Here is a 19529-nt window from a genome sequence, read left to right as displayed (position 1 = left end):
CACTGGGTGTTTAGGAGGATTTAGAAGCGCGCTTTGGGCGTCGCCACCGGAATCGGATGGCTGCCATCGAGCGGCAGGAAGCAGCCCTGATCCGCGTCGTAAGCTTTGATTTCGCTGGTTTCAATGCTGTAGACCCAACCATGGATGAACAGCTGACCGTTGGCCATGCGCGATGCTACCGAGGGATGCGTGCGCAAATGTTGCAACTGAGCGATGACATTCTCTTCGGTGAGAATCTTCATGCTTTCGCCTTCATTGGCGCAATTGCAGTTTTCCGAGACCATGGTTTTGGCCACTTCGGCGTGGCGCAGCCAGGCTTTGACCGTCGGCATTTTTTCCAGGCTTTGCGGGTTGAGTACCGCACGCATGGCGCCACAATCGGAATGTCCGCAAATGATGATGTGCTGCACGCCGAGCGCGAGTACCGCATACTCGATCGCGGTCGACACGCCACCGTTCATCTGTCCGTAAGGCGGCACTACGTTGCCAACGTTGCGGGTGACAAACAGGTCGCCAGGGGCACTTTGGGTGATCAGTTCAGGCACGATGCGCGAATCAGCGCAGGCAATGAACATTGCTCGCGGGCTCTGGGCCGTGGCGAGTTTCTTGAAAAGCTCTTCCTGCTGCGGGAAGACTTCGTGATGAAAATGCAAAAAGCCGTCAACGATATGCTTCAGCGCTGCATCGGCGGTCTCCGCCTCTGGTTGGGCTGAAGCCGACGCAGCCAGCGGCTGTTTATCCTTGTCACTCATGAATTCATCCTCTTGATCGGAATCAGGGAAGGGTCCCGTTTTTTCCGGTTGGAAGCCAGTGGCTGTTTAAAAAACGAGCGGGTCATAACCGTCGACCCGTCAGTCACTCGATGAACACGGTAGCTGTCGAAACTTAACTCAAACTGAATAAACCGCTCTAGAACGTGTGTTCCAGGTCACAAAAAACGTGACCGGCGTAGTGTCCAAGCGCTATTACACCTGCTCGACAACAGGTCTATTGTCCTTAAATCAGTGACATCTGGCGACCCGGCGGACAAAAGGAATCGCAGTCCAGAATGTAGCCGTCACGGCGATTGATCCCCAGCCGCTTGATGGCTTTGGCGAAACGTTGCGCCAACAGATCAGCAAACGGCCCCTCACCGCGCATGCGAGTGCCGAATCGACTGTCATAGAGCTCGCCGCCGCGGCTTTGGCGGATCAGGCTCAGCACGTGAGCCGCGCGTTGCGGGTAATGCGCCGCCAGCCATTCTTCGAACAGCGGCGCCACTTCCAGGGGCAAGCGCAGCATCATGTAGGCGGCACTCTGCGCACCGGCGGCGTAGGCTTGTGTCAGCAAACTTTCGAGTTCGCTGTCATTGATCATCGGAATCATCGGTGAACACAACACCCCGACCGGAATCCCCGCCTCACGCATCACGCGAATCGCCCGCAATCGCGCCTTGGGTGCTGCCGCGCGAGGTTCGAGAATCCGTTTCAATTCATCGTCCAGCGTGGTCAGGCTGATCATCACGGCCACCAGGCGTTGCTCGGCCATTTCGGCCAGCAGGTCGAGGTCACGAAGAATCAGCGAGCCTTTGGTGACAATGGTTACCGGGTGACGGTAACGCAGCAGTACTTCGAGTGTTTTGCGCGTAATCCGGTGTTCACGTTCGATCGGCTGATAAGGATCTGTGTTAGTGCCCAAGGCGATGGGTGCGCATTGATAACCGCGCCGGGAAAGCTGTTCTTCCAGGACATCGGCGGCGTTGGTCTTGGCGATCAGTTTCGTTTCGAAATCCAGCCCCGGTGACATGTCCCAATAGGCATGACTGGGCCGGGCATAGCAGTAGATACAGCCGTGCTCGCAGCCTCGATAAGGATTGATCGAGCGATCGAACGGCAGGTCTGGCGAGCTGTTGCGGGTGATGATGGTTTTCGCCGTTTCGATGCGCACCTCGGTCCCTTGCGTCGCCGGGACTTCCTGATACCAGCCGTCATCCTCGGCCACGGAGCGATTGGGGGCGAAACGGTTGTGCGGATTGGTCGCTGTGCCGCGTCCGCGGGGTGGCAATGGCGGGATCATGGGCAGAACTCTCTAGCTGTATGTGCATACAGTATCCGAGGGTTGCGAATTCGGCGAGTACCATTCGGCGCCTGCTGCCAATACTTCAATCTGGTTCAACTTGAAGCAATGCCGGGAAACATATAACGAATAGCACTTGCTGATTAAGGCTTAGTAGTATCCGGTTGGCACTACTTAATATTAATTACTAGTTTAAATGGAATTTAATCATGTCGTTTTTTAATCAGCGCGGTATCTTTCTGCAGTTGTTGGCTCCAACTATTACCAATCCGCGGGAGGCGCGAGTATCCATGCAACTGGGCCGTAAGGAATCAGGCTGGGATGCGGAGGCCGGCGCAGTGATGGATGTACTGGTGGACTCGGTCTACGTCGATGCGGTTTCCAATGATGGCGGGCGTTCTTTCAGTATCAAATCGGTCAATAGCGATGTTGATGGAGATGGCGATATCGACAATGACGACAAGGCAAAACTGTTGGCACTGGCAAAAGCTTACTCAAGCATAGTTAATCCTTGATTCATGGATACACCTGAATGAATCTTCATTCAGGTGTACTTGGATAATGCCAAGGAGAGACGCGGTATTTATAGGCGTTCAACTAATCAAGGCGTCGGGAAAAGATCCTGGTCAATCGTACGTTCAAGGAACACTTCAAGCGAAGTTAGCAGAGAGCGCGCATCACCCGGTGTAAAGACGGCCTCTCGAAAGGCCTTACCCGTTGCCACATGGAATACACCGTCTCGTTGAAACCGTTTGAAGGCTTCAGTTGCCAATACCCCTGACCACTTATAGGCATAAACCGATGCCTCGTAACCCGTCACCATGTAGTCGAAGCTGTTGGCGAACCGGCAATAGCTCGGCAGTTGCAGGTGCGGGATTTCTTTTTGAATGTCGTCAAACACCTGCTGCACGCTGCGGCCATCGCCGTGGCAGCGATGCAATTCAAAGTCGAAGAGCGCGCTCATCAACAGCTCTGCGGTTTGCCAACTGGTCTGAGCCTGAGTAGCAACCAGTGCCCGTTCGATCCGCTCGGCGCTCAAGCGCGCTCCGGTTTGATACTCGGCCGCAATCCACAGCAAAAACTCTTTCGACTGACACCAGAGTTCAAACATCTGCCCAGTGAATTCGGCGCCGTCCCGGGCGAATTCGGAGATTCCCGATAGGGTGAAATGGGGAGTGCGCGTCAGCACATGCTGCAGGCAATGGCCAAACTCATGGAACAGCACGCGCAGATCCTGATGCACGAGTAGACAGGGCATGTCAGCCACGCCCTCAGTGAAGTTTCCATAAAGAACGGCTATGGGTAGCGCCACTTGCCCTTCAGCGTCGCGATGCCTGTTTCGTAGCGTGGCGGTCCACGCATAGTCCGTGGACCCTACTCGATGGAAAGGATCAAGATAGATATACCCAACCACGCGATCATGTTCGCTGATTTCGAACAGTCGAACATTTTCGTGCCATTGATTGAACGCTTTCTGCTCGACAATTTTGATCCCGAACATCCGCTCGCCGAACAGGCACAACCGTCGCAACGTCCCATCGAGCGGGAAGTACGATTTCAGATTTTTGAGCGCACCGTCATGCGTGTGGCGGCGCAACTTTTCGGCAAGGAAAGCGCGATCCCACGGCTGAATATCGGCAATTTCATGCTCAAGGGCGAAAGCCTTGAGTGCTTGAACATCGATTTCGAGATCCGCTGTTACCAATGCGATTTGCTGGCGCAGGAAGGCGCTGACGTGCGCTTCGGATGCGGCCATTTTTGTTGCCAGACCCAGTTGCGCAAAGTTTGCGTACCCCAGCAGTCGGGCTTTACGTTGGCGCAGGTCCATTAACGATTCCAGCGCCGGACCGTTATCGTACTGGCCTGCGTGGGGACCTTGATCCGAGGCCCGGGTCGTGTAGGCGATGAAGTATTCCTCGCGAAGTGCTCGGTCCTCGGCGTGGGTCATCACGTGCTGGTAAGTGTTCTGGTCCAGCCGCATCAGCCATCCGGCGTGGCCCGCCTGTTGCGCATTGAGAGCAAGGCTCGCTTTCATGGCTGGGGACAAACCGTTGAGTGGCGCTTCGTCATCGAAGCGTTTATCCCAGGCTTGCGTGGCGATTTCCAGTTTCGCGATGAACAGGCCTTCGAACGTACCGATAGCATCATTGGTGCGCGCCAGTACTTGCTGTTGTTCGTTATTCAAATCGATGCCGGACATTTGAAACTTGCGCAGGATCTTGCGTAGCACAGCCTGACGAGGCTCATCAAAATTGAGCGCAATCGGACTATTTGCCAGCCGTTGATAAGTCTCGAACAACGCCCTGTTGTTCATCTTTTCGGATGTGTATCGCATAGCGGCGTTGCGACTCCAGTTGCTCGCCGTCTGCCAGACTTCGTCGTCGACGTTAACCCCGTCGAGGGTGTCGATCACTGCCATGGTCTCGGCGAGACGTGCATCCGTTTCGTCGACGGCAATCACCAGATCGTCCCAGGTTGGAAAAACGCTTTGGCTGGCCATGATGTCGGCGAGGGCCTGACGATTGTCCGCAATGATTGCATCGATGGCCGGCGCAAGATGCTCGGCGCGGATGGCAGTCCACGGCGGCAGTGTCCATTTTTGTAAAAGCGGATTGGTGAGGGTCATGCTGTCTTCCTTGAATGAGGGCTGATCGGTCAGCCTATTCAGGAAGCACAGGGGAAGGGCGGTACATAGTTACCACCTCTCGCGCTGTTCAGGCGAGAGAGGTGGCAGATTTTACTCTGGTTTTTTCTTCAACTTTGGATTGGGGAAGAACTGCACAGCCTGCACTTTTGTATCCGGCGCTTTCAACGCTGACGTATTGACCCGGGTGCCCAATTCTTTCGGCACCGACAGACCTTGTTCATTCAGCGTGTCGGCATAACCGCAGGCCACACACTCACGGTGCGGAACGTCATCTTCGCTCCACATCCGCAACTTGTCCGGCTCGCTGCACGCCGGGCATACGGCCCCGGCGATGAAGCGTTTTTTAGTGATCACTGGCCCCTCACTCATGCTGCGGCGTCCTCACTCAGGCCGCTATGACGCAAGAGTGCGTCAATCGATGGCGCACGGCCACGGAAGTCGACGAACAGCACCATCGGCTCTTGGGAGCCCCCGCGCGCGAGGATCGCTTCACGGAATGCGCGGCCGGTTTCGGCATTGAGCACGCCGTCTTCTTCAAATTTTGAAAAGGCGTCGGCCGACAGCACTTCAGCCCATTTATAGCTGTAGTAACCCGCTGCGTACCCCCCTGCGAAGATGTGCGCGAAGCTGTTCGGGAAACGGTTGTAGGCTGGCGGACGCATCACCGAGACTTCGTCGCGCACGCCTTCCAGCACTTGCAGGGGGCTACGGCCATCGCCGCGGGTGGCGTGCAGTTCGAAGTCGAACAGCGAGAATTCCAGTTGGCGCACCATCATCAGTCCCGACTGGAAGTTCTTTGCCGCGAGCATTTTTTCCAACAGATCCTGCGGCAGCGGCTCGCCGGTTTCGTAATGGCCGGAAATCAGCGCCAGTCCTTCTGGCTCCCAGCACCAGTTTTCCATGAACTGGCTCGGCAGCTCGACCGCATCCCAAGCCACACCATTGATGCCGGACACGCCGGCGTGATCGACGCGAGTCAGCAAGTGGTGCAGGCCGTGCCCGAATTCGTGAAACAGGGTAGTGACTTCATCGTGGGTCAGCAGCGCAGGTTTGCCGCTGTCGGCCGGGGTGAAGTTGCACACCAGATTGGCCACCGGGCTTTGCAGCACGCCGTCAGCGGTACGGCGACGGTCACGGGCGCCGTCCATCCAGGCACCGCCGCGTTTGTTGGCGCGGGCGTAGAGATCGAAGAAGAAACGGCCGACGTGCTGACCATTTTCCTTGATTTCGAACAGGCGAACGTCCGGGTGCCAGGTGTCGAAGCCTTTCTGTTCAGCGATTTCGATGCCGTACAGGCGCTGGACGATGGCGAACAGGCCGCTCAGCACTTTATCGATCGGGAAGTAGGCGCGAAGGGCTTCCTGGGCAACGCTGTAGCGCTGTTCGCGCAACTTCTCCCCATAGAAACCGCTGTCCCAGCTTTGCAGGTCCGGGCAGCCTTGTTCGGCCGCGTAGGCTTTCAGTTGCGCCAGGTCCTGTGCAGCGAATGGCTTGCTGCGCTTGGCCAGATCACGCAGGAAGGTCAGCACCTGATCGCTGGATTCAGCCATTTTGGTGGCCAGGCTCAGCTCTGAAAAACTGGCGAAACCCAGCAGTTTTGCCAGCTCCTGACGCAGGTCGAGGATCTCTTCCATGATTGGGCCGTTGTCATTCTGACCGGCGTTCGGGCCTTGGTCCGAGGCGCGGGTGCAGTAGGCCGCGTACACTTCTTCACGCAGGGCGCGGTCCTGGGCATAGGTCATCACCGCGTAGTAGCTCGGAAATTCCAGGGTAATGAGGAAGCCGTCGAGGCCTTTGGCCTGTGCCGCCGCAGCCATCTGCGCTTTGGCCGAATCGGTCAGGCCGGCGAGGACGGTTTCATCGGCAACGTGTTTGGTCCAGGCTTGCGTGGCGTCAAGCAGCTGATTGGAGAAGCGGCTGCCCAGCTCGGACAATTTGCTTTGGACCTCGGCGTAGCGCTGCTGCTCGGCAGGCGGAAGATCGATACCCGACAAACGGAAGTCGCGCAGCGAGTGCTCCAGAATAGTTTTTTGCGCCACGTCGAAACCGGCGGCTTCCGGGCTGTTTGCCAAGGCTTCGAAGGCCTGGAACAGCTCGCGGTTCTGGCCCATCTCGGTCGAATAGGCGCTGAGGGCTGGCAGGCACGACTCGTAGGCTTCGCGCAATTCGGCGCTGTTGCACACGGCATTCAAGTGACTGACCGGGCTCCAGGCCGCGCCCAGTCGATCATTGAGTTCGTCCATCGCCAGCACCAGGCCGGCCCAGGTCGGTTGTTTTCCCTGGGTTTTGAGGATTTCGATAATGGCGGCGCGGTTGTCAGCCAGGATCTGTTCAATCGCCGGTTGCACGTGTTCGGCCCGGATCGCCGAGAACGGCGGCAGGTCGTAGGACTGCAAAAGAGGGTTGTTCACGCTCACGTTTGGCACCTTGGCTGGAAGAAACATGCGCCCATCTTAATTACAATCGACGCTCACCGCAGCTATCAGCAAAAGAGAGAGAGCCTATCGTGACCCTTCGCAAGTATCAGAATCACACGCCGCTACTGGGCAAAGGCGCTTTTGTCGACAGCTCGGCGGTGGTAATCGGCGACGTCGAAATCGGCGAAGACAGCTCAGTATGGCCGCTCACAGTGATCCGTGGCGACATGCACCGTATCCGCATTGGCGCCCGCACCAGCGTGCAGGATGGCTGCGTGCTGCATATCACTCACGCCGGTCCGTTCAACCCCGATGGCTTTGCCTGTCTGATCGGTGATGACGTGACCATCGCTCACAAGGTCATGCTGCACGGTTGCAGCGTCGGCAGCCGGGTGTTGATCGGCATGGGCAGCATCGTCATGGACGGTGCAGTGATCGCCGACGATGTGATCATCGGTGCCGGCAGCCTGGTGCCGCCGGGCAAGCGTCTGGACAGCGGATTTCTCTATGTCGGCAGTCCGGTCAAACTGATCCGCCCGCTGACCGACAAGGAAAAAGCCTTTTTCACCTACAGCGCGGCGAATTACGTGAAGTTAAAGGATCTGCATCTGGCCGAAGGCTACGACAAAGATTGAATCATCCCGCCACTGGCCAGGAATTTTCATGCATTACCAAACGATTTTGTTCGACCTCGATGGCACGCTGACCGACCCGCGTGAGGGCATCACCCGTTCGATCCAGTTTGCCTTGAGCAAGCTGGGGATCGATGAGCCGGACCTGACCCGACTTGAACACTTCATCGGCCCGCCGTTATTGCAGGCGTTCATGCAGTTCTATGACTTCGATGAAGCGAAGGCCTGGCAAGCGGTGAACTTCTACCGCGAGCGCTTCAAAGTCACCGGACTGTATGAAAACCGTGTGTTCGATGGCGTCACGCCACTGCTGGAAACCCTCGGCGGTCAAGGGCGACAGCTGTATATCGCCACGTCCAAGCCGTGGGTATTTGCCAGGGAAATCGCCCGACACTTCGACTTCGCCAAACACTTCAAGGTGATCTACGGCAGCGAACTGGATGGTACCCGCACCAACAAAGTCGAGCTGATAGCGCATCTGATGGCTGAAGAAAACCTCGACCCGGCCAATACGCTGATGGTCGGCGATCGCAAACACGACCTGATCGGCGCCCGTAGCAACGGGCTGCATGCCGCTGCGGTGGGTTACGGGTTTGGCAGCCGGGAAGAGCTGTGCGCGGAACTGCCGACGTATCATTTCGAGACGCTGGATGAGATGCATCGGGCGTTTTTACGGAGTTAACGAATTCACCTTCGGCGGCGCGGTCTTTGGTTTGCGATTTGGTGGTAGGGCGCCATTGCGGGCAAGTCGGAGTGCCGCTCCACCTGCTCCCACAGGTCGCATAGCAGGCGATGTTGTGAACGATGATATCTGTGGGAGCAAGGCTTGCCCGCGCGATCGCTGGATCACCTCAAATCTTCGCCTCTGCCAACACCTTCAGTGCTGCTTTGCGCTCCACAACCGGCAACTCCGCGAGCTTCTCAGCTGCCGCATAAAACCTCACCCAGTCCCCGCCTGCCTGCCGAAACAACGCAGCAAATGCCGGTACCCATTGATCGTACAAACCAAACGGCAGCAACCGGGCATTGTTCATCGGTGCGTAGATCCAGGCGTCATAACGTTTGTCTCCCGCCCATCGGCTGTCGCGCAACTGCCGGTACTCGGTACGCAGTCGTTCAAATTCAGCGCCTTTACGCGCGCGCATTTCTTCCACAGTCAGAGGCTGGGCATACAACCGTTCCAGCCGCGAGCGGGTGTCCAGAACCAGCTGAATAAACTGTTCCCGCTGCTGGGCCCGGGCGTTGTCTTCAGGCGGCAGCTCACGAATCGCCCGCCACTGCCGCGTACCTTCCTGCTCGACAAACGTGGCGAAAGACTCGTTGAACTCGGTGTCGTCCTTCACATACAGCCGCTGGTGCGCCAGTTCATGAAAGATCAACGTCGCCAGCCTTTCGTCTCCCCAGCCCATCATCGAACTCATGATCGGATCATTGAACCACCCGAGCGTCGAATAAGCCTCGACGCCGCCAACCGACACGTCCATACCTTGCAACTGCATGACTGCCGCCGCGCCTCGTGCCGCGCCTTGGTTGTAGTAACCGCGATAAGCGACGCAGCCGGCGATGGGAAAACAATGGTTTTGTGGTGCCAGGGAAAATTCCGGCGTGGCGAAGACATTCCAGACTACGTAACGCCGATCGATGTCGGCATACAGTCTGTAACTCTGGTTGTCCGGCAGATGCAGATGCTGGCTGGCAAATGTCCGGGCTTTTTGCGATTGGGCGAGATGGTTGCGCAGCTTCTCATCGCGCGAAGGATCGGCGATCACTTGTGCGACCGGCACGCGAGCGTTCAGCAACCGCAGCTGGCCACTGACCAATTGGCCGTAATAGCTGACGCTGGTGCACCCACTGAGCAACAAAAACATCACGCCCGGAAACAAAATGCGCAAAACGCGATCAAGTAACCCAAGGCTTGGAAGCGGCCTGATCAAAATAAAATCATCCCTGGAAAGTCTGCTCGCAAGACTATCCCGCCTGACTGGAGCTCCGCTATGCGTAAGATGATGCTGACGAGCGGCTTATTAATGCTGACTGGCTGCGCTGGTTTTGGTTTGCCTGAACAAGACCCGGCCCAAGCCTGGATCGACCTGCACCCGCAGCAGGAAGACACCGCGCTGCAGGCTATGGAGGTCGACGACAAGGCCTCCACCGACAAACGCTATTTCGAAGTACAGCCCGGCAGCCATGAGTTGACGGTGCGCTATCAATTCCCGGTGCAGCCGACCAACATTGGTCCTGACGCCCAGCCTCTGTGGCGCGATTGCCAATTGAACGTGAAATTCAACGATTTCAACGCGGGGCAGAAGTACCAACTGCAAGCGGGAAACATCGGCTTTCGGCCGTGGGCAAAGCTCTATGATCAACAGCGAAAAGTGATTGGCGAAGGCACGCCGGCAGGCTGCCAACGTACCTGAACAGCGCTATGCTGAATGATCAGACATCGGGACATTTATCATGCGCAGGTTGACGTTGTTGCTCGCTGCCAGTGTGATGGCCGGCTGCACAAGCCCACTACCGGCGGTTAATCCGCAGATGGCGTGGGTCGATTTCTCAACGCCTTTTCCGAACGATAAACTGCTGATGGCCGAGCGCCTGGACAATCAGCGGACGCAGGACGGGCGTTACTTTCAGGTCACACCCGGCAGTCATGAGCTGATTGTTCGCTTCGATTTTGAAGTACCCGGTGGCGGTGGCATGAGCACGATGAGCAGCCCCAGGGAACGGTTGTGTTACCTGACCATCAACTACGATCATTTCGAAGCGGGCCAGCGCTATGTGCTGGAAGGACGGTCGATTTCGTTTACCCCGAGTGCTCGGCTGTACAACTCCAAGCGGGAGATCGTGGCAGAAGATCGGCAGGCCTACTGCATCATCTGAAGCCGATCATCAATCTTCGTTTTTTTGATAGATGATGCGTTTGGTGCCGTTTTCGCAGCTGCCAACGACCATGGCTACATCGTGCTTCTCACCCTCTTCCTTCGACACGATTTCCAACGTGTAAGAGGGCACTGCTTTAGCCTGAATATCGACTTCAATCTCTTTCCTGAGCTCTTCACAGTCTTTGGGTGCCGCGAAAGCCGACGTTGCCAGCGCACTGCAGAGAACCGCCAGGGCAAAACGTTTCATGGTTGAAGCTCCTTGATGCAGCACGCACGGAAGTGCGCTTCAGCTGCTGTCATTTATTGGACCACAGCGACGCCAGCGGGGTTTTGTTTCAGGACAAAAAAATCGCAGCCTGTCGAAGGCTGCGATCGCGCGTTGCAACTAAGCGACTTAGCTGATCAGCGTTGCATCCAGGCTGATCTTCGCGTTCAACACTTTGGAAACCGGGCAGCCTTCTTTGGCCTTGTTGCTCAGCTCTTCAAATTGCGCCTGGCTTGCACCAGGGATCCTGGCTTTCAGGATCAGCTTCACCGCAGTAATTGCGAAGCCACCTTCGACCTGGTCCAGCGTCACTTCAGCGTCGGTGTCGATGCTGTCAGCCTTGAGGCCGGCGTCGCCCAGGATCATCGAAAATGCCATCGAGAAACAGCCTGCGTGCGCAGCGCCGATCAGCTCTTCAGGGTTTGTACCCTTGCCACCTTCGAAACGCGCCTTGAAGCCGTAGGGCGCTTCTCTGAGGACGCCGGTTTCGGTTGAAATGGAACCGATGCCGGTTTTCAGGTCACCTTCCCAATGCGCCGATGCTTTCTTGGTAATAGCCATGTCTGCCTCCTCGAGTTCAGGCGCGGAGCGTCGCACCCTGATGATTTTCGGTTGCTAGGGTTCTGAGGATAGACGGTGGTGCAAAGTTCACCCGATCTGATTAGTCCTACCATTTTCGTAGGAAATTTTGCCCTGGCTATTGAATCTCGGGTATATGCCCTCATTGCATAGAGCACGCTTATGGATTCGGCAGGTTTTCGCTTACAAGAAAAAACCTGCGTCCTCAAATTGGAGAAGCAGGCTTATGAAACATCTGTCCGATATCAAATTCTCAGCGCTTGATCTGGTGCCCGTGCGCGAAAATGGCAGCCCGGCGGAGTCCTTGCGCAACTCGCTGAACCTGGCACAGCGTGTCGAAAAGTTCGGCTACAACCGCTTCTGGGTAGCCGAGCACCACAACATGGACGGGATCGCCAGTTCGGCGACCTCGGTGCTGCTCGGTTACCTGGCCGGCGGCACCTCAACCATTCGCGTCGGGTCGGGGGGCGTGATGCTGCCCAACCACGCGCCGCTGGTAATTGCCGAGCAGTTCGGTACGCTCGAAAGCCTTTACCCGGGCCGAATCGACCTGGGCCTGGGCCGCGCGCCCGGCTCCGATCAGATGACGGCTCGCGCCCTGCGCCGTGAACGTTCCGGCAGCGCTGATGATTTTCCCGAAGACGTTGCGGAGCTGATGCGTTACCTCGGCCCGCGAACTCCGGATCAGCGCGTCATTGCCATGCCGGGCACCAACACCAATGTGCCAGTCTGGTTGCTGGGCTCGAGCCTCTTCAGCGCACAGCTGGCCGGTCAGCGCGGTTTGCCCTACGCGTTCGCGTCCCATTTCGCACCGCGTTTCATACATGAAGCGATCCGCGTCTACCGCAATCACTTCAAGCCTTCAGCGGTGCTGGATAAACCCTACGTCATGCTCGGCGTTCCGTTAGTGGCTGCCGACACCGACGAGCAGGCTGATTATCTGGCGACGTCGGTGTACCAGCGAATTCTCGCGCTCATGCGTGGACAGAGCTTGGTGCAGCGTCCTCCGGTAAAGACCATGGACGGTCTGTGGTTGCCGCACGAGAAGGAGGCGGTGGGCGATTTCCTCGGACTTGCAATGGTGGGCAGCCCTGAAAAAATCCGTGCGAAGCTGGATGTGCTTATCGAGCAGACCCAGGCAGACGAGCTGATTTTCACCAGCGATCTTTACGAGCACGCTGATCGCGTACGTTCGTATGAGCTGCTCGCGCAGGTGATGAAGGGCTGATCCACAGGCACAAAAAAGCCGACGTCATGCGTCGGCTTTTTAATTGGCAGTGTCATCAGCCTACCTTTTGTAGACGATTACCTTGGTGCCTTTTTCGCAAGAGCCAACGACTTTGCCGTCAGCAGCAGCACCTTTTTCCACGATTTCCAATGAGTAGCCAGACACGCCCTTGGCATCGAGCTTCGCGGCAATCTCGGCTTTCAAATCCTCGCATGGCTTGCCTTGAGCCAACGCTGTACCGGCAAGGCTTAACAAACCTAACGCCAAAACAAAATTCTTCATCAGTCGCATTCCCTGGTCGGGTCATTAGGGACATCCGACGACCACGCCGGATGTATTCATGTAGCGCTTTGCCATTCCCTATGGCATTCGGCCAGCGCGCAAGTTCAGAAGACTAGCGCAAACTCAACTGCTGGCAATACGGAATCCGACCTTGAGCGTCACCTGGAAATGGGCGGCTTTACCGTTCTCGATGTGCCCGCGGGTTTCCGTCACTTCAAACCATTCCAGATTCTTGATGGTCTTGTTGGCTTCCGCCAGCGCGTTGTTGATAGCGTCTTCGATACTGCTCACGGACGAGCCAACGAGCTCGATTTTCTTGTAGGTGTGGTGATCGGTCATGGCGTTCTCCTCGGGGTTTGAATACAGCCTAGCAGTGATTTTTCCTATTTCTTCAGTGGGTAATTCCGACATGGAAGTTCAGATTTACTGCACTTTCTCGATCCACCGCAGTCCCAACCAACACACGCCACTCATCACCAATGCAGGAGAGCCACCATGGCCAACACTTCTTTACGTAAAGCCTCATTGCAAAGCATGGAAGCCGAGATCGAGAGTCTGCTGAAGTCTTTGGAAAACCTGAAGGACGACGCTTCCGACGAGTCGCGTAAAACCCTCAAAGTCTTGAAAACCAACGCCGAGAACGCGCTGAAGCATTCGCGCCATTTGCTCAGCGATGCGTACGAAGAAGTCAAAGTCAAAACCCGTGAAACCGGGATTGCGACGCGCGATTACGCTCAGGAGCACCCTTGGACTACAGCCGGCGTAGCAGTCGGCGCAGTCGGTTTGCTGGCGGCCTACTTGCTGTGCAAGCGCGGTAACTGATCTGATTGGCGCAGCTCATTTTTTAACCACTGCGCCAATTGCCGAGCGCGCCCGTCTGCGGCGCGCTTGGGCAGCCACAACGCCAGTTGCGCCGGGGTTTCACTGAAACCCCAAGGCGCAACCAGGCGGCCGGCTTTCAAGTCCTCGGCCACTAACGGCTCAGGCGCTATCGCTACACCAAGCCCCGCCACCGCTGCTTCCAGCAAATAATACAAATGCTCAAAACCCTGGCCGTACTTCAACGCATTGGCGTCGAGGTTGCTTTGCCGTGCCCAGCTTGGCCACGCCTGCGGGCGCGAAGTGGTGTGCAATAACGGTTCTTCCAGCAGCGCGCTCGGTGGCGCTTGTTTCAGCGATTCATAGGCGGCATAACGCGGGCTCATAACCGGGCCAATGCGTTCGCTGGTCAGTTCGTAGACTTGCATATCCGCCGGCCAGGGCGGCTCGGCGAACACCAGCAATGCATCCAGGCCAGGGCGGCGTGGGTCGAGATCGCCTTCGCCGGCGGACAGGTGCAGGCGCAGGTCCGGCAAATCCGCGTTCAATCGTCCCAGCCGCGGAATGAACCAGCGGGCCAGCAGACTACCCGAGCAACCAAGGACGAACGGTGCATCAGCAGTGCTCTGGGTAAGTTCGGCACACACCGTCCGCAGTCGCTCGAAGGCCTCAGTGCTGACATCACGCAGGCGAGCGCCTGCATCTGTGAGTTTAAGGCCGCGTCCTTCCTTGATGAAAAGACTCACGCCAAGATGTTCTTCAAGGACCTTTATTTGTCGGCTAACCGCACCATGAGTAACGTGCAGCTGCTCAGCGGCCTGACTGACGCTGTTCAAGCGAGCAGTGGCTTCAAAGGCGCGGAGGGCGTTCAGCGGAGGAAGGTCGTGGCTCATGATATCTGTGAGTTTTCCTGACAGGTTGTGGCGATCTTATCGGTTTTCAGCGCAGGGCGTCAGCGGTAGAGTTAGATCATTGTTCTCTCACGCATTCAACTGGAGCGACTCATGACCCAGACCAATCTGCGCAGCGGCCCCGACGTTAATGGCCTGTTTGGCGATTTCGGCGGCCGCTACGTTGCCGAAACCTTGATGCCGTTGATCCTTGAACTGGCTCGCGAATACGAGGCGGCCAAGGAAGATCCGGCGTTCAAAGAGGAATTGGCCTACTTCCAGCGTGATTATGTCGGACGTCCAAGCCCTCTGTATTTTGCCGAACGTCTGACCGAGTTCTGCGGCGGCGCGAAGATTTATCTCAAGCGTGAAGAGCTCAATCACACCGGCGCGCACAAGATCAATAACTGCATTGGCCAGATTTTGCTGGCGCGGCGCATGGGCAAAAAACGCATCATTGCCGAGACCGGTGCCGGCATGCACGGTGTGGCAACCGCCACCGTGGCCGCACGTTTTGGTCTGGATTGCGTGATCTACATGGGCACTACGGACATCGAGCGCCAACAGGCCAACGTGTTCCGTATGAAGCTGCTGGGCGCTGAAGTGATTCCTGTTGTTGCCGGCACCGGCACGCTGAAAGATGCGATGAACGAAGCGTTGCGCGATTGGGTCACCAACGTCGACAGCACGTTCTACCTGATCGGTACCGTCGCTGGCCCGCATCCGTATCCAGCCATGGTCCGCGACTTCCAGGCGGTAATCGGCAAAGAGACCCGTGACCAGCTGCAAGCTCAGGAAGGTCGGCTGCCGGACAGCCTGGTCGCCTGCATCGGTGGCGGCTCGAACGCCATGGGCTTGTTTCACCCGTTCCTCGACGACAACAGTGTCGAGATCATCGGTGTCGAAGCAGCGGGCCACGGTATTGAAACCGGCAAACACGCCGCCAGCCTGAACGGCGGCGTACCGGGTGTGCTGCACGGCAACCGCACGTTCCTGCTGCAGGACGACGATGGCCAGATCATCGACGCTCATTCGATTTCCGCTGGCCTCGATTACCCGGGCATTGGACCCGAACACGCCTGGTTGCATGACATCGGTCGCGTTCAATACACCTCGGTGACCGACGACGAAGCCCTCGATGCGTTTCACAAATGCTGCCGCCTCGAAGGGATTATTCCTGCACTGGAAAGCGCCCATGCCTTGGCCGAAGTGTTCAAGCGGGCACCGAATCTGCCGAAGGAACACTTGATGGTGGTCAACCTGTCCGGCCGCGGCGACAAAGACATGCAAACCGTCATGCACCACATGGAGCAGGCTCAACAAGAGCGCTCCCAGCAGGAGAAACACTGATGAGCCGCCTGCAAACACGTTTTGCCGAACTCAAAGAGCAGAATCGCGCTGCCCTGGTGACCTTCGTCACCGCAGGCGACCCCGGTTATGACACTTCTCTGGCGATCCTCAACGGCTTGCCCGGCGCTGGCGCTGATGTGATCGAGCTGGGCATGCCCTTCACCGACCCAATGGCTGACGGCCCGGCAATCCAGCTGGCTAACATTCGTGCATTGGCCGCCAAGCAAAACCTGACGAAAACCCTGCAAATGGTTCGTGAGTTTCGTGAAGGTAATAGCGAAACGCCGTTGGTGCTAATGGGGTACTTCAACCCGATTCACATGTATGGCGTAGCGCGTTTTATTGCTGACGCCAAAGAGTCCGGGGTTGATGGCCTGATCGTGGTTGACCTGCCACCAGAGCATAACGGCGAGTTGTGCGAGCCAGCACAAGCCGCCGGGCTGGACTTTATCCGCCTGACCACGCCGACCACCGATGATGTGCGTCTGCCGACCGTATTGAATGGCAGCTCCGGTTTTGTCTATTACGTGTCGGTCGCCGGTGTGACCGGTGCGGGCGCTGCGACCTTGGAGCACGTGGAAGAAGCAGTGGCGCGTTTGCGTCGCCACACTGATCTGCCGATCAGCATCGGTTTTGGCATTCGTACTCCAGAGCAAGCCGCATCGATCGCGCGTCTGGCCGATGGCGTCGTGGTGGGTTCGGCATTGATCGACCACATCGCGACGGCCGATACTCCGGAGCAGGCTATTGATGGGGTATTGAGTCTATGTGCGGAATTGGCTGAGGGTGTGCGTAACGCCCGTGGAAATGCGGCGGCGTAATACAGAAAAAAAAAGATCGTCCAAACGGACGATCTTTTTTCAGGGCAACTCCAGCCCACCTGCCGCCTTGTGCAATTTCCGCAAATGCTCGCCAACCTGTTTCAGGTTGGCTTCATTGGCGGCCATTTCCGCCGCACGGCTAGGCTCCAGCAACGCCCTCACTTCCTTGTCCAGATCCCCGGTTAGCGCTTGCAGCTGCTTCTGGCGCAGGCTGCTTTCCGATTCCAGACGCTGCCATTCGCTCGGTTGCGGTAATCCATAACCGCCAGTACCCAGCAGCTCCGCAGGGCGGCTGAGGAAACCACTGTTGGCGAGAATCTGTTGCAAGGTCGCGTTGGCCTTGTCCATGCCGCCGTTCTTCAACTCGCGGGCTCCCAGGTAACGCTGCTTGACCTCATCCTGTGCCAACACCATTTGCTGACGAAAACTGGCTTGCTCAAGCAGCAGCAACGCCGCGCTGGTGCGCAGGTTAGCCTGATCAATCCACGGTCGACGTTCTTCAGCCTTAAGGGCCAGCCAGTCTTCAACCTTGTCCTGTTTGATTGGCAGATGCTTTTTCAGCACCTCGAACATCGCTTGGTAACGATCCCGGAACGAATCGAAGCGATACCCCAGGCGGAGCGCCTCGCGAGGATCATCCAGCACGCTGGTGTCGGCCAGCCCGCGGCCTTTGAGCACTTCCAGCAAACCGTTGGGCATGATGCTGTCGAGGCCAACCAACTGTGAATTGTTGGAACCGCTGCGCAACAATTTCAGGCCTTCAACCGCACAGTTATTGGACAGGAAGAAATAATTACCATCGTAACTCCAGTGCATCTCGGCGGCGTGTTCCACCACGTCTTCTACTTCGCGACGCGACAAATTCAGCGGGATAGACGCCAGGCTGCGCAGTTCTGTCTTGGTGTATTCATCAATGACTTGAGCCAGCGGCAAGACGAACAGGCGCGAAGGGTATTTGCCCACCAGCCCGTCCCAACTCGACAGCTGCACATCGCCCACGAATGCGCGATAAGACAGCACCAGGTGCTGGTCAAGATCCAGTCGACAATCCGGACCCCGTGGCCGACCCGGGGCGCAGATCACCAGACGCAACATGCTGTGGCCCCAACGGCTGACCCAATTCTGGTTGGCCTCGGCGAGCAGGTAATCGACGGCGTAGACGCGCTCCGGATCGACCTGCCCCAACGGTTGCTTGGCGAAATCGTTGCCGGCATTGAGAAAGGCGAAGGATTTACCGCAAGTGGCTTTGTCCGCAGGCGCCCAGCCGAAATGGTCTTTGTAGTAGCGGTACAGCGCCGGACGACGGCAGGCATAGCTCGGGTCGAGCAGGAAATACTCCATGTTGACCGCGACAAATTCTTTCGGGCTGCTGATCTCGTAGATGTCCGGGCTGCGAGCAACCTGGCGGTTGTGCTGCTCGCGTTCCCCGCGACGGCCGACGTATTGCGGCCAGCCGGCCAGATCGAGCAGGCGCGGATCGTCACTCAGGGTGAAGCGTCGATCGGACTGCCCACGGCACTGATCAGGAATGCCAATGAGGCCAGAACTGTTGCTGCGCTGTGTGCAGCGCAGGATCAACGTCCGGTCGGCATCAGGCCACAACCGCGAGCGGTCATAAATATGGGTCAGTTCGTGCAGGACCGTCGCCAGCATCTCGCGGCGCACGGTGCCATGAGGTCGATTGGTTTTCCGGGTGGCAGCGCTGCCATCCGTGAGGCTGTCGAGAAGATTGCGGTTCAGATCGAGTTGGGAGACCAGCGATGCCTGACCGTAGGCATTGCTGGGCATCTTGTCGGTCCAGCCAACATCAATGCGTCGGTCGAGTTGCTCGATGAAGCGCGGCGGCAACGCCCGCATGGCTTCATCAAGCAGCATCTGGCTCGCCTGCTGTTGCGCGGGGGTCAGACCTTCGGTCTTGAGCTTTAATTGCAAGCCAGCCTGGGCCGTGTTGCCAAGCAGCAACATGAACCCGGCCAGCAGCCAGGCGAACGACGGTTTCACAGTGCGAGGATGGCTTCGGCGAGCACCTGATCACTGGCATCACGCGCTTCCGGTACCCGGGTACGCAACGTGCTGAAGGCCGCTTCGAGGTGCGCGCCGCGAATATCGCCCTCGCTGGCGACAAAGCTGGCCGCGTCATCATGGGCTTCGCGAATGATTTTCGAGTCGCGGATGGAAGTCGTTGTATCAGAGGTGAAATCGATGGTGCGGCGGGTGGCATTGACCAGAATGTTACTGGTGGCAACCAGGGTCTGCGCCTGGGCCATATCGGCGATAAACAGCAAGCCAAGGACGGCAGCAATCAAAGGGTTACGCATGGATCGACTCCGCAAAAATTAGGATAACTATTGGACGAGAATTGCCTGCGCCAGTTCAAGGTCGCTGGCATGAAGTTTTGGCTCGGTTCTGCGCAAGTAATCGAGTGCTGATTCCAGACGCGCTCCACGCAGTTCACCGTTGCTGGCGATGAACGCCGCCGCGTCATCCTGAGCGTCAATCAGCAGCTTACGATCGAATGGAGCCGAGGTCACCATGCTCGAGGCGTACCCCGTGACTACGATGCCTTGAGTAGACAGGTTGAACGCATCGAAAGCGTAAGCCGAACCTGTCCAGCAGGTCGTGAGAATCGGTATGAACAGGAGATTTTGGAGAAAACGCATGG

The 19529-nt window shown here is 57.3% G+C and carries 23 protein-coding genes; 9 read left to right on the top strand and 14 right to left on the bottom strand.

Going from position 1 to position 19529, the window contains the following annotated elements; translation table 11 throughout:
• Nucleotides 1-20 precede the first annotated feature (20 nt).
• Together ACYZTS_RS06870 and ACYZTS_RS06865 are read right to left on the bottom strand one after the other, a co-directional pair.
• Nucleotides 21-752: a carbonic anhydrase gene (locus tag ACYZTS_RS06870; RefSeq protein WP_028619863.1), complete on the bottom strand. Its 732-nt coding sequence runs from the start codon at nt 750-752 to the stop codon at nt 21-23.
• A 244-nt stretch (nt 753-996) separates the two neighbouring features.
• Entirely contained in the window at nt 997-2055 is a 1059-nt protein-coding gene (locus ACYZTS_RS06865) for a PA0069 family radical SAM protein (protein ID WP_461994924.1), read from the bottom strand.
• A 209-nt stretch (nt 2056-2264) separates the two neighbouring features.
• Here ACYZTS_RS06865 and ACYZTS_RS06860 point away from each other — a divergent pair, with 209 nt between their 5' ends.
• The gene (locus ACYZTS_RS06860) at nt 2265-2570 is read left to right on the top strand and encodes a hypothetical protein (RefSeq protein ID WP_461994922.1); all 306 of its coding nucleotides are present in this window, start codon (nt 2265-2267) and stop codon (nt 2568-2570) included.
• Nucleotides 2571-2656: 86 nt separating this feature from the next.
• Here ACYZTS_RS06860 and ACYZTS_RS06855 read toward each other — a convergent pair whose 3' ends face one another.
• The 3 genes from ACYZTS_RS06855 to prlC form a co-directional block, all read right to left on the bottom strand.
• The gene (locus ACYZTS_RS06855) at nt 2657-4681 is read right to left on the bottom strand and encodes a M3 family metallopeptidase (RefSeq protein ID WP_461994920.1); all 2025 of its coding nucleotides are present in this window, start codon (nt 4679-4681) and stop codon (nt 2657-2659) included.
• A 111-nt stretch (nt 4682-4792) separates the two neighbouring features.
• The gene (locus ACYZTS_RS06850; protein WP_028619859.1) at nt 4793-5071 is read right to left on the bottom strand and encodes a YheV family putative zinc ribbon protein; all 279 of its coding nucleotides are present in this window, start codon (nt 5069-5071) and stop codon (nt 4793-4795) included.
• On the bottom strand, nt 5068-7146 hold the full coding sequence (prlC, locus tag ACYZTS_RS06845; RefSeq protein WP_461994918.1) for an oligopeptidase A: 2079 nt from the start codon (nt 7144-7146) through the stop codon (nt 5068-5070). The genes ACYZTS_RS06850 and prlC overlap by 4 nt, the downstream gene beginning before the upstream one ends.
• A 62-nt stretch (nt 7147-7208) precedes the next feature.
• Here prlC and ACYZTS_RS06840 point away from each other — a divergent pair, with 62 nt between their 5' ends.
• Nucleotides 7209-7754 carry a gamma carbonic anhydrase family protein gene (locus ACYZTS_RS06840; protein ID WP_028619857.1) on the top strand — a complete coding sequence of 182 codons (546 nt, stop codon included), beginning with the start codon at nt 7209-7211 and terminating at the stop codon, nt 7752-7754.
• 28 nt (nt 7755-7782) lie between these two features.
• Nucleotides 7783-8433 (top strand): HAD family hydrolase, encoded by a 651-nt coding sequence (locus ACYZTS_RS06835; RefSeq protein ID WP_028619856.1) that lies wholly within the window; start codon nt 7783-7785, stop codon nt 8431-8433.
• A 169-nt stretch (nt 8434-8602) separates the two neighbouring features.
• Here ACYZTS_RS06835 and ACYZTS_RS06830 read toward each other — a convergent pair whose 3' ends face one another.
• Complete coding sequence (locus tag ACYZTS_RS06830; protein WP_028619855.1) at nt 8603-9685, bottom strand: aminopeptidase; 1083 nt, start codon at nt 9683-9685, stop codon at nt 8603-8605.
• A 60-nt stretch (nt 9686-9745) separates the two neighbouring features.
• Here ACYZTS_RS06830 and ACYZTS_RS06825 point away from each other — a divergent pair, with 60 nt between their 5' ends.
• Nucleotides 9746-10168 (top strand): PA0061/PA0062 family lipoprotein, encoded by a 423-nt coding sequence (locus ACYZTS_RS06825; protein WP_028619854.1) that lies wholly within the window; start codon nt 9746-9748, stop codon nt 10166-10168.
• A 40-nt stretch (nt 10169-10208) separates the two neighbouring features.
• Nucleotides 10209-10631: a PA0061/PA0062 family lipoprotein gene (locus ACYZTS_RS06820; RefSeq protein ID WP_028619853.1), complete on the top strand. Its 423-nt coding sequence runs from the start codon at nt 10209-10211 to the stop codon at nt 10629-10631.
• Nucleotides 10632-10640: 9 nt separating this feature from the next.
• On the opposite strand, the gene ACYZTS_RS06815 is transcribed toward ACYZTS_RS06820, so the two are convergent.
• Entirely contained in the window at nt 10641-10880 is a 240-nt protein-coding gene (locus tag ACYZTS_RS06815) for a DUF1161 domain-containing protein (RefSeq protein WP_028619852.1), read from the bottom strand.
• A gap of 147 nt (nt 10881-11027) precedes the next feature.
• Complete coding sequence (locus ACYZTS_RS06810) at nt 11028-11459, bottom strand: OsmC family protein (protein ID WP_028619851.1); 432 nt, start codon at nt 11457-11459, stop codon at nt 11028-11030.
• Between the two features lie 244 nt (nt 11460-11703).
• Here ACYZTS_RS06810 and ACYZTS_RS06805 point away from each other — a divergent pair, with 244 nt between their 5' ends.
• A complete protein-coding gene (locus tag ACYZTS_RS06805) occupies nt 11704-12705 on the top strand; it encodes an LLM class flavin-dependent oxidoreductase (protein WP_461994914.1) in 1002 nt (333 codons plus the stop codon).
• Between the two features lie 60 nt (nt 12706-12765).
• On the opposite strand, the gene ACYZTS_RS06800 is transcribed toward ACYZTS_RS06805, so the two are convergent.
• The gene (locus ACYZTS_RS06800) at nt 12766-12987 is read right to left on the bottom strand and encodes a DUF1161 domain-containing protein (protein WP_461994912.1); all 222 of its coding nucleotides are present in this window, start codon (nt 12985-12987) and stop codon (nt 12766-12768) included.
• Between the two features lie 123 nt (nt 12988-13110).
• Complete coding sequence (locus ACYZTS_RS06795) at nt 13111-13326, bottom strand: dodecin (RefSeq protein ID WP_461994910.1); 216 nt, start codon at nt 13324-13326, stop codon at nt 13111-13113.
• A 156-nt stretch (nt 13327-13482) separates the two neighbouring features.
• Here ACYZTS_RS06795 and ACYZTS_RS06790 point away from each other — a divergent pair, with 156 nt between their 5' ends.
• Entirely contained in the window at nt 13483-13809 is a 327-nt protein-coding gene (locus ACYZTS_RS06790) for an ElaB/YgaM/YqjD family protein (protein ID WP_028619847.1), read from the top strand.
• Here ACYZTS_RS06790 and ACYZTS_RS06785 read toward each other — a convergent pair.
• A complete protein-coding gene (locus ACYZTS_RS06785; protein ID WP_028619846.1) occupies nt 13782-14699 on the bottom strand; it encodes a LysR family transcriptional regulator in 918 nt (305 codons plus the stop codon). The genes ACYZTS_RS06790 and ACYZTS_RS06785 overlap by 28 nt on opposite strands.
• Nucleotides 14700-14810: 111 nt before the next feature.
• Here ACYZTS_RS06785 and trpB point away from each other — a divergent pair, with 111 nt between their 5' ends.
• Both trpB and trpA read left to right on the top strand, forming a co-directional pair.
• Nucleotides 14811-16046 (top strand): tryptophan synthase subunit beta, encoded by a 1236-nt coding sequence (gene trpB / locus ACYZTS_RS06780; protein WP_028619845.1) that lies wholly within the window; start codon nt 14811-14813, stop codon nt 16044-16046.
• A complete protein-coding gene (trpA, locus tag ACYZTS_RS06775) occupies nt 16046-16867 on the top strand; it encodes a tryptophan synthase subunit alpha (RefSeq protein ID WP_461994907.1) in 822 nt (273 codons plus the stop codon). The genes trpB and trpA overlap by 1 nt, the downstream gene beginning before the upstream one ends.
• A gap of 39 nt (nt 16868-16906) precedes the next feature.
• Here trpA and ACYZTS_RS06770 read toward each other — a convergent pair whose 3' ends face one another.
• Genes ACYZTS_RS06770 through ACYZTS_RS06760 form a run of 3 tightly spaced genes read right to left on the bottom strand, consistent with a single transcriptional unit; the run spans nt 16907 to nt 19527 of the window.
• On the bottom strand, nt 16907-18832 hold the full coding sequence (locus ACYZTS_RS06770) for a DUF7844 domain-containing protein (RefSeq protein WP_461996365.1): 1926 nt from the start codon (nt 18830-18832) through the stop codon (nt 16907-16909).
• A 32-nt stretch (nt 18833-18864) separates the two neighbouring features.
• On the bottom strand, nt 18865-19185 hold the full coding sequence (locus tag ACYZTS_RS06765; protein ID WP_028619842.1) for a DUF2388 domain-containing protein: 321 nt from the start codon (nt 19183-19185) through the stop codon (nt 18865-18867).
• 27 nt (nt 19186-19212) lie between these two features.
• Nucleotides 19213-19527 (bottom strand): DUF2388 domain-containing protein, encoded by a 315-nt coding sequence (locus tag ACYZTS_RS06760; RefSeq protein WP_028619841.1) that lies wholly within the window; start codon nt 19525-19527, stop codon nt 19213-19215.
• Between the last annotated feature and the right edge of the window lie 2 nt (nt 19528-19529).

The sequence above is a fragment of the Pseudomonas sp. TMB3-21 genome, assembly GCF_054898145.1.
This window is presented reverse-complemented; position numbering and strand designations above follow the sequence as displayed.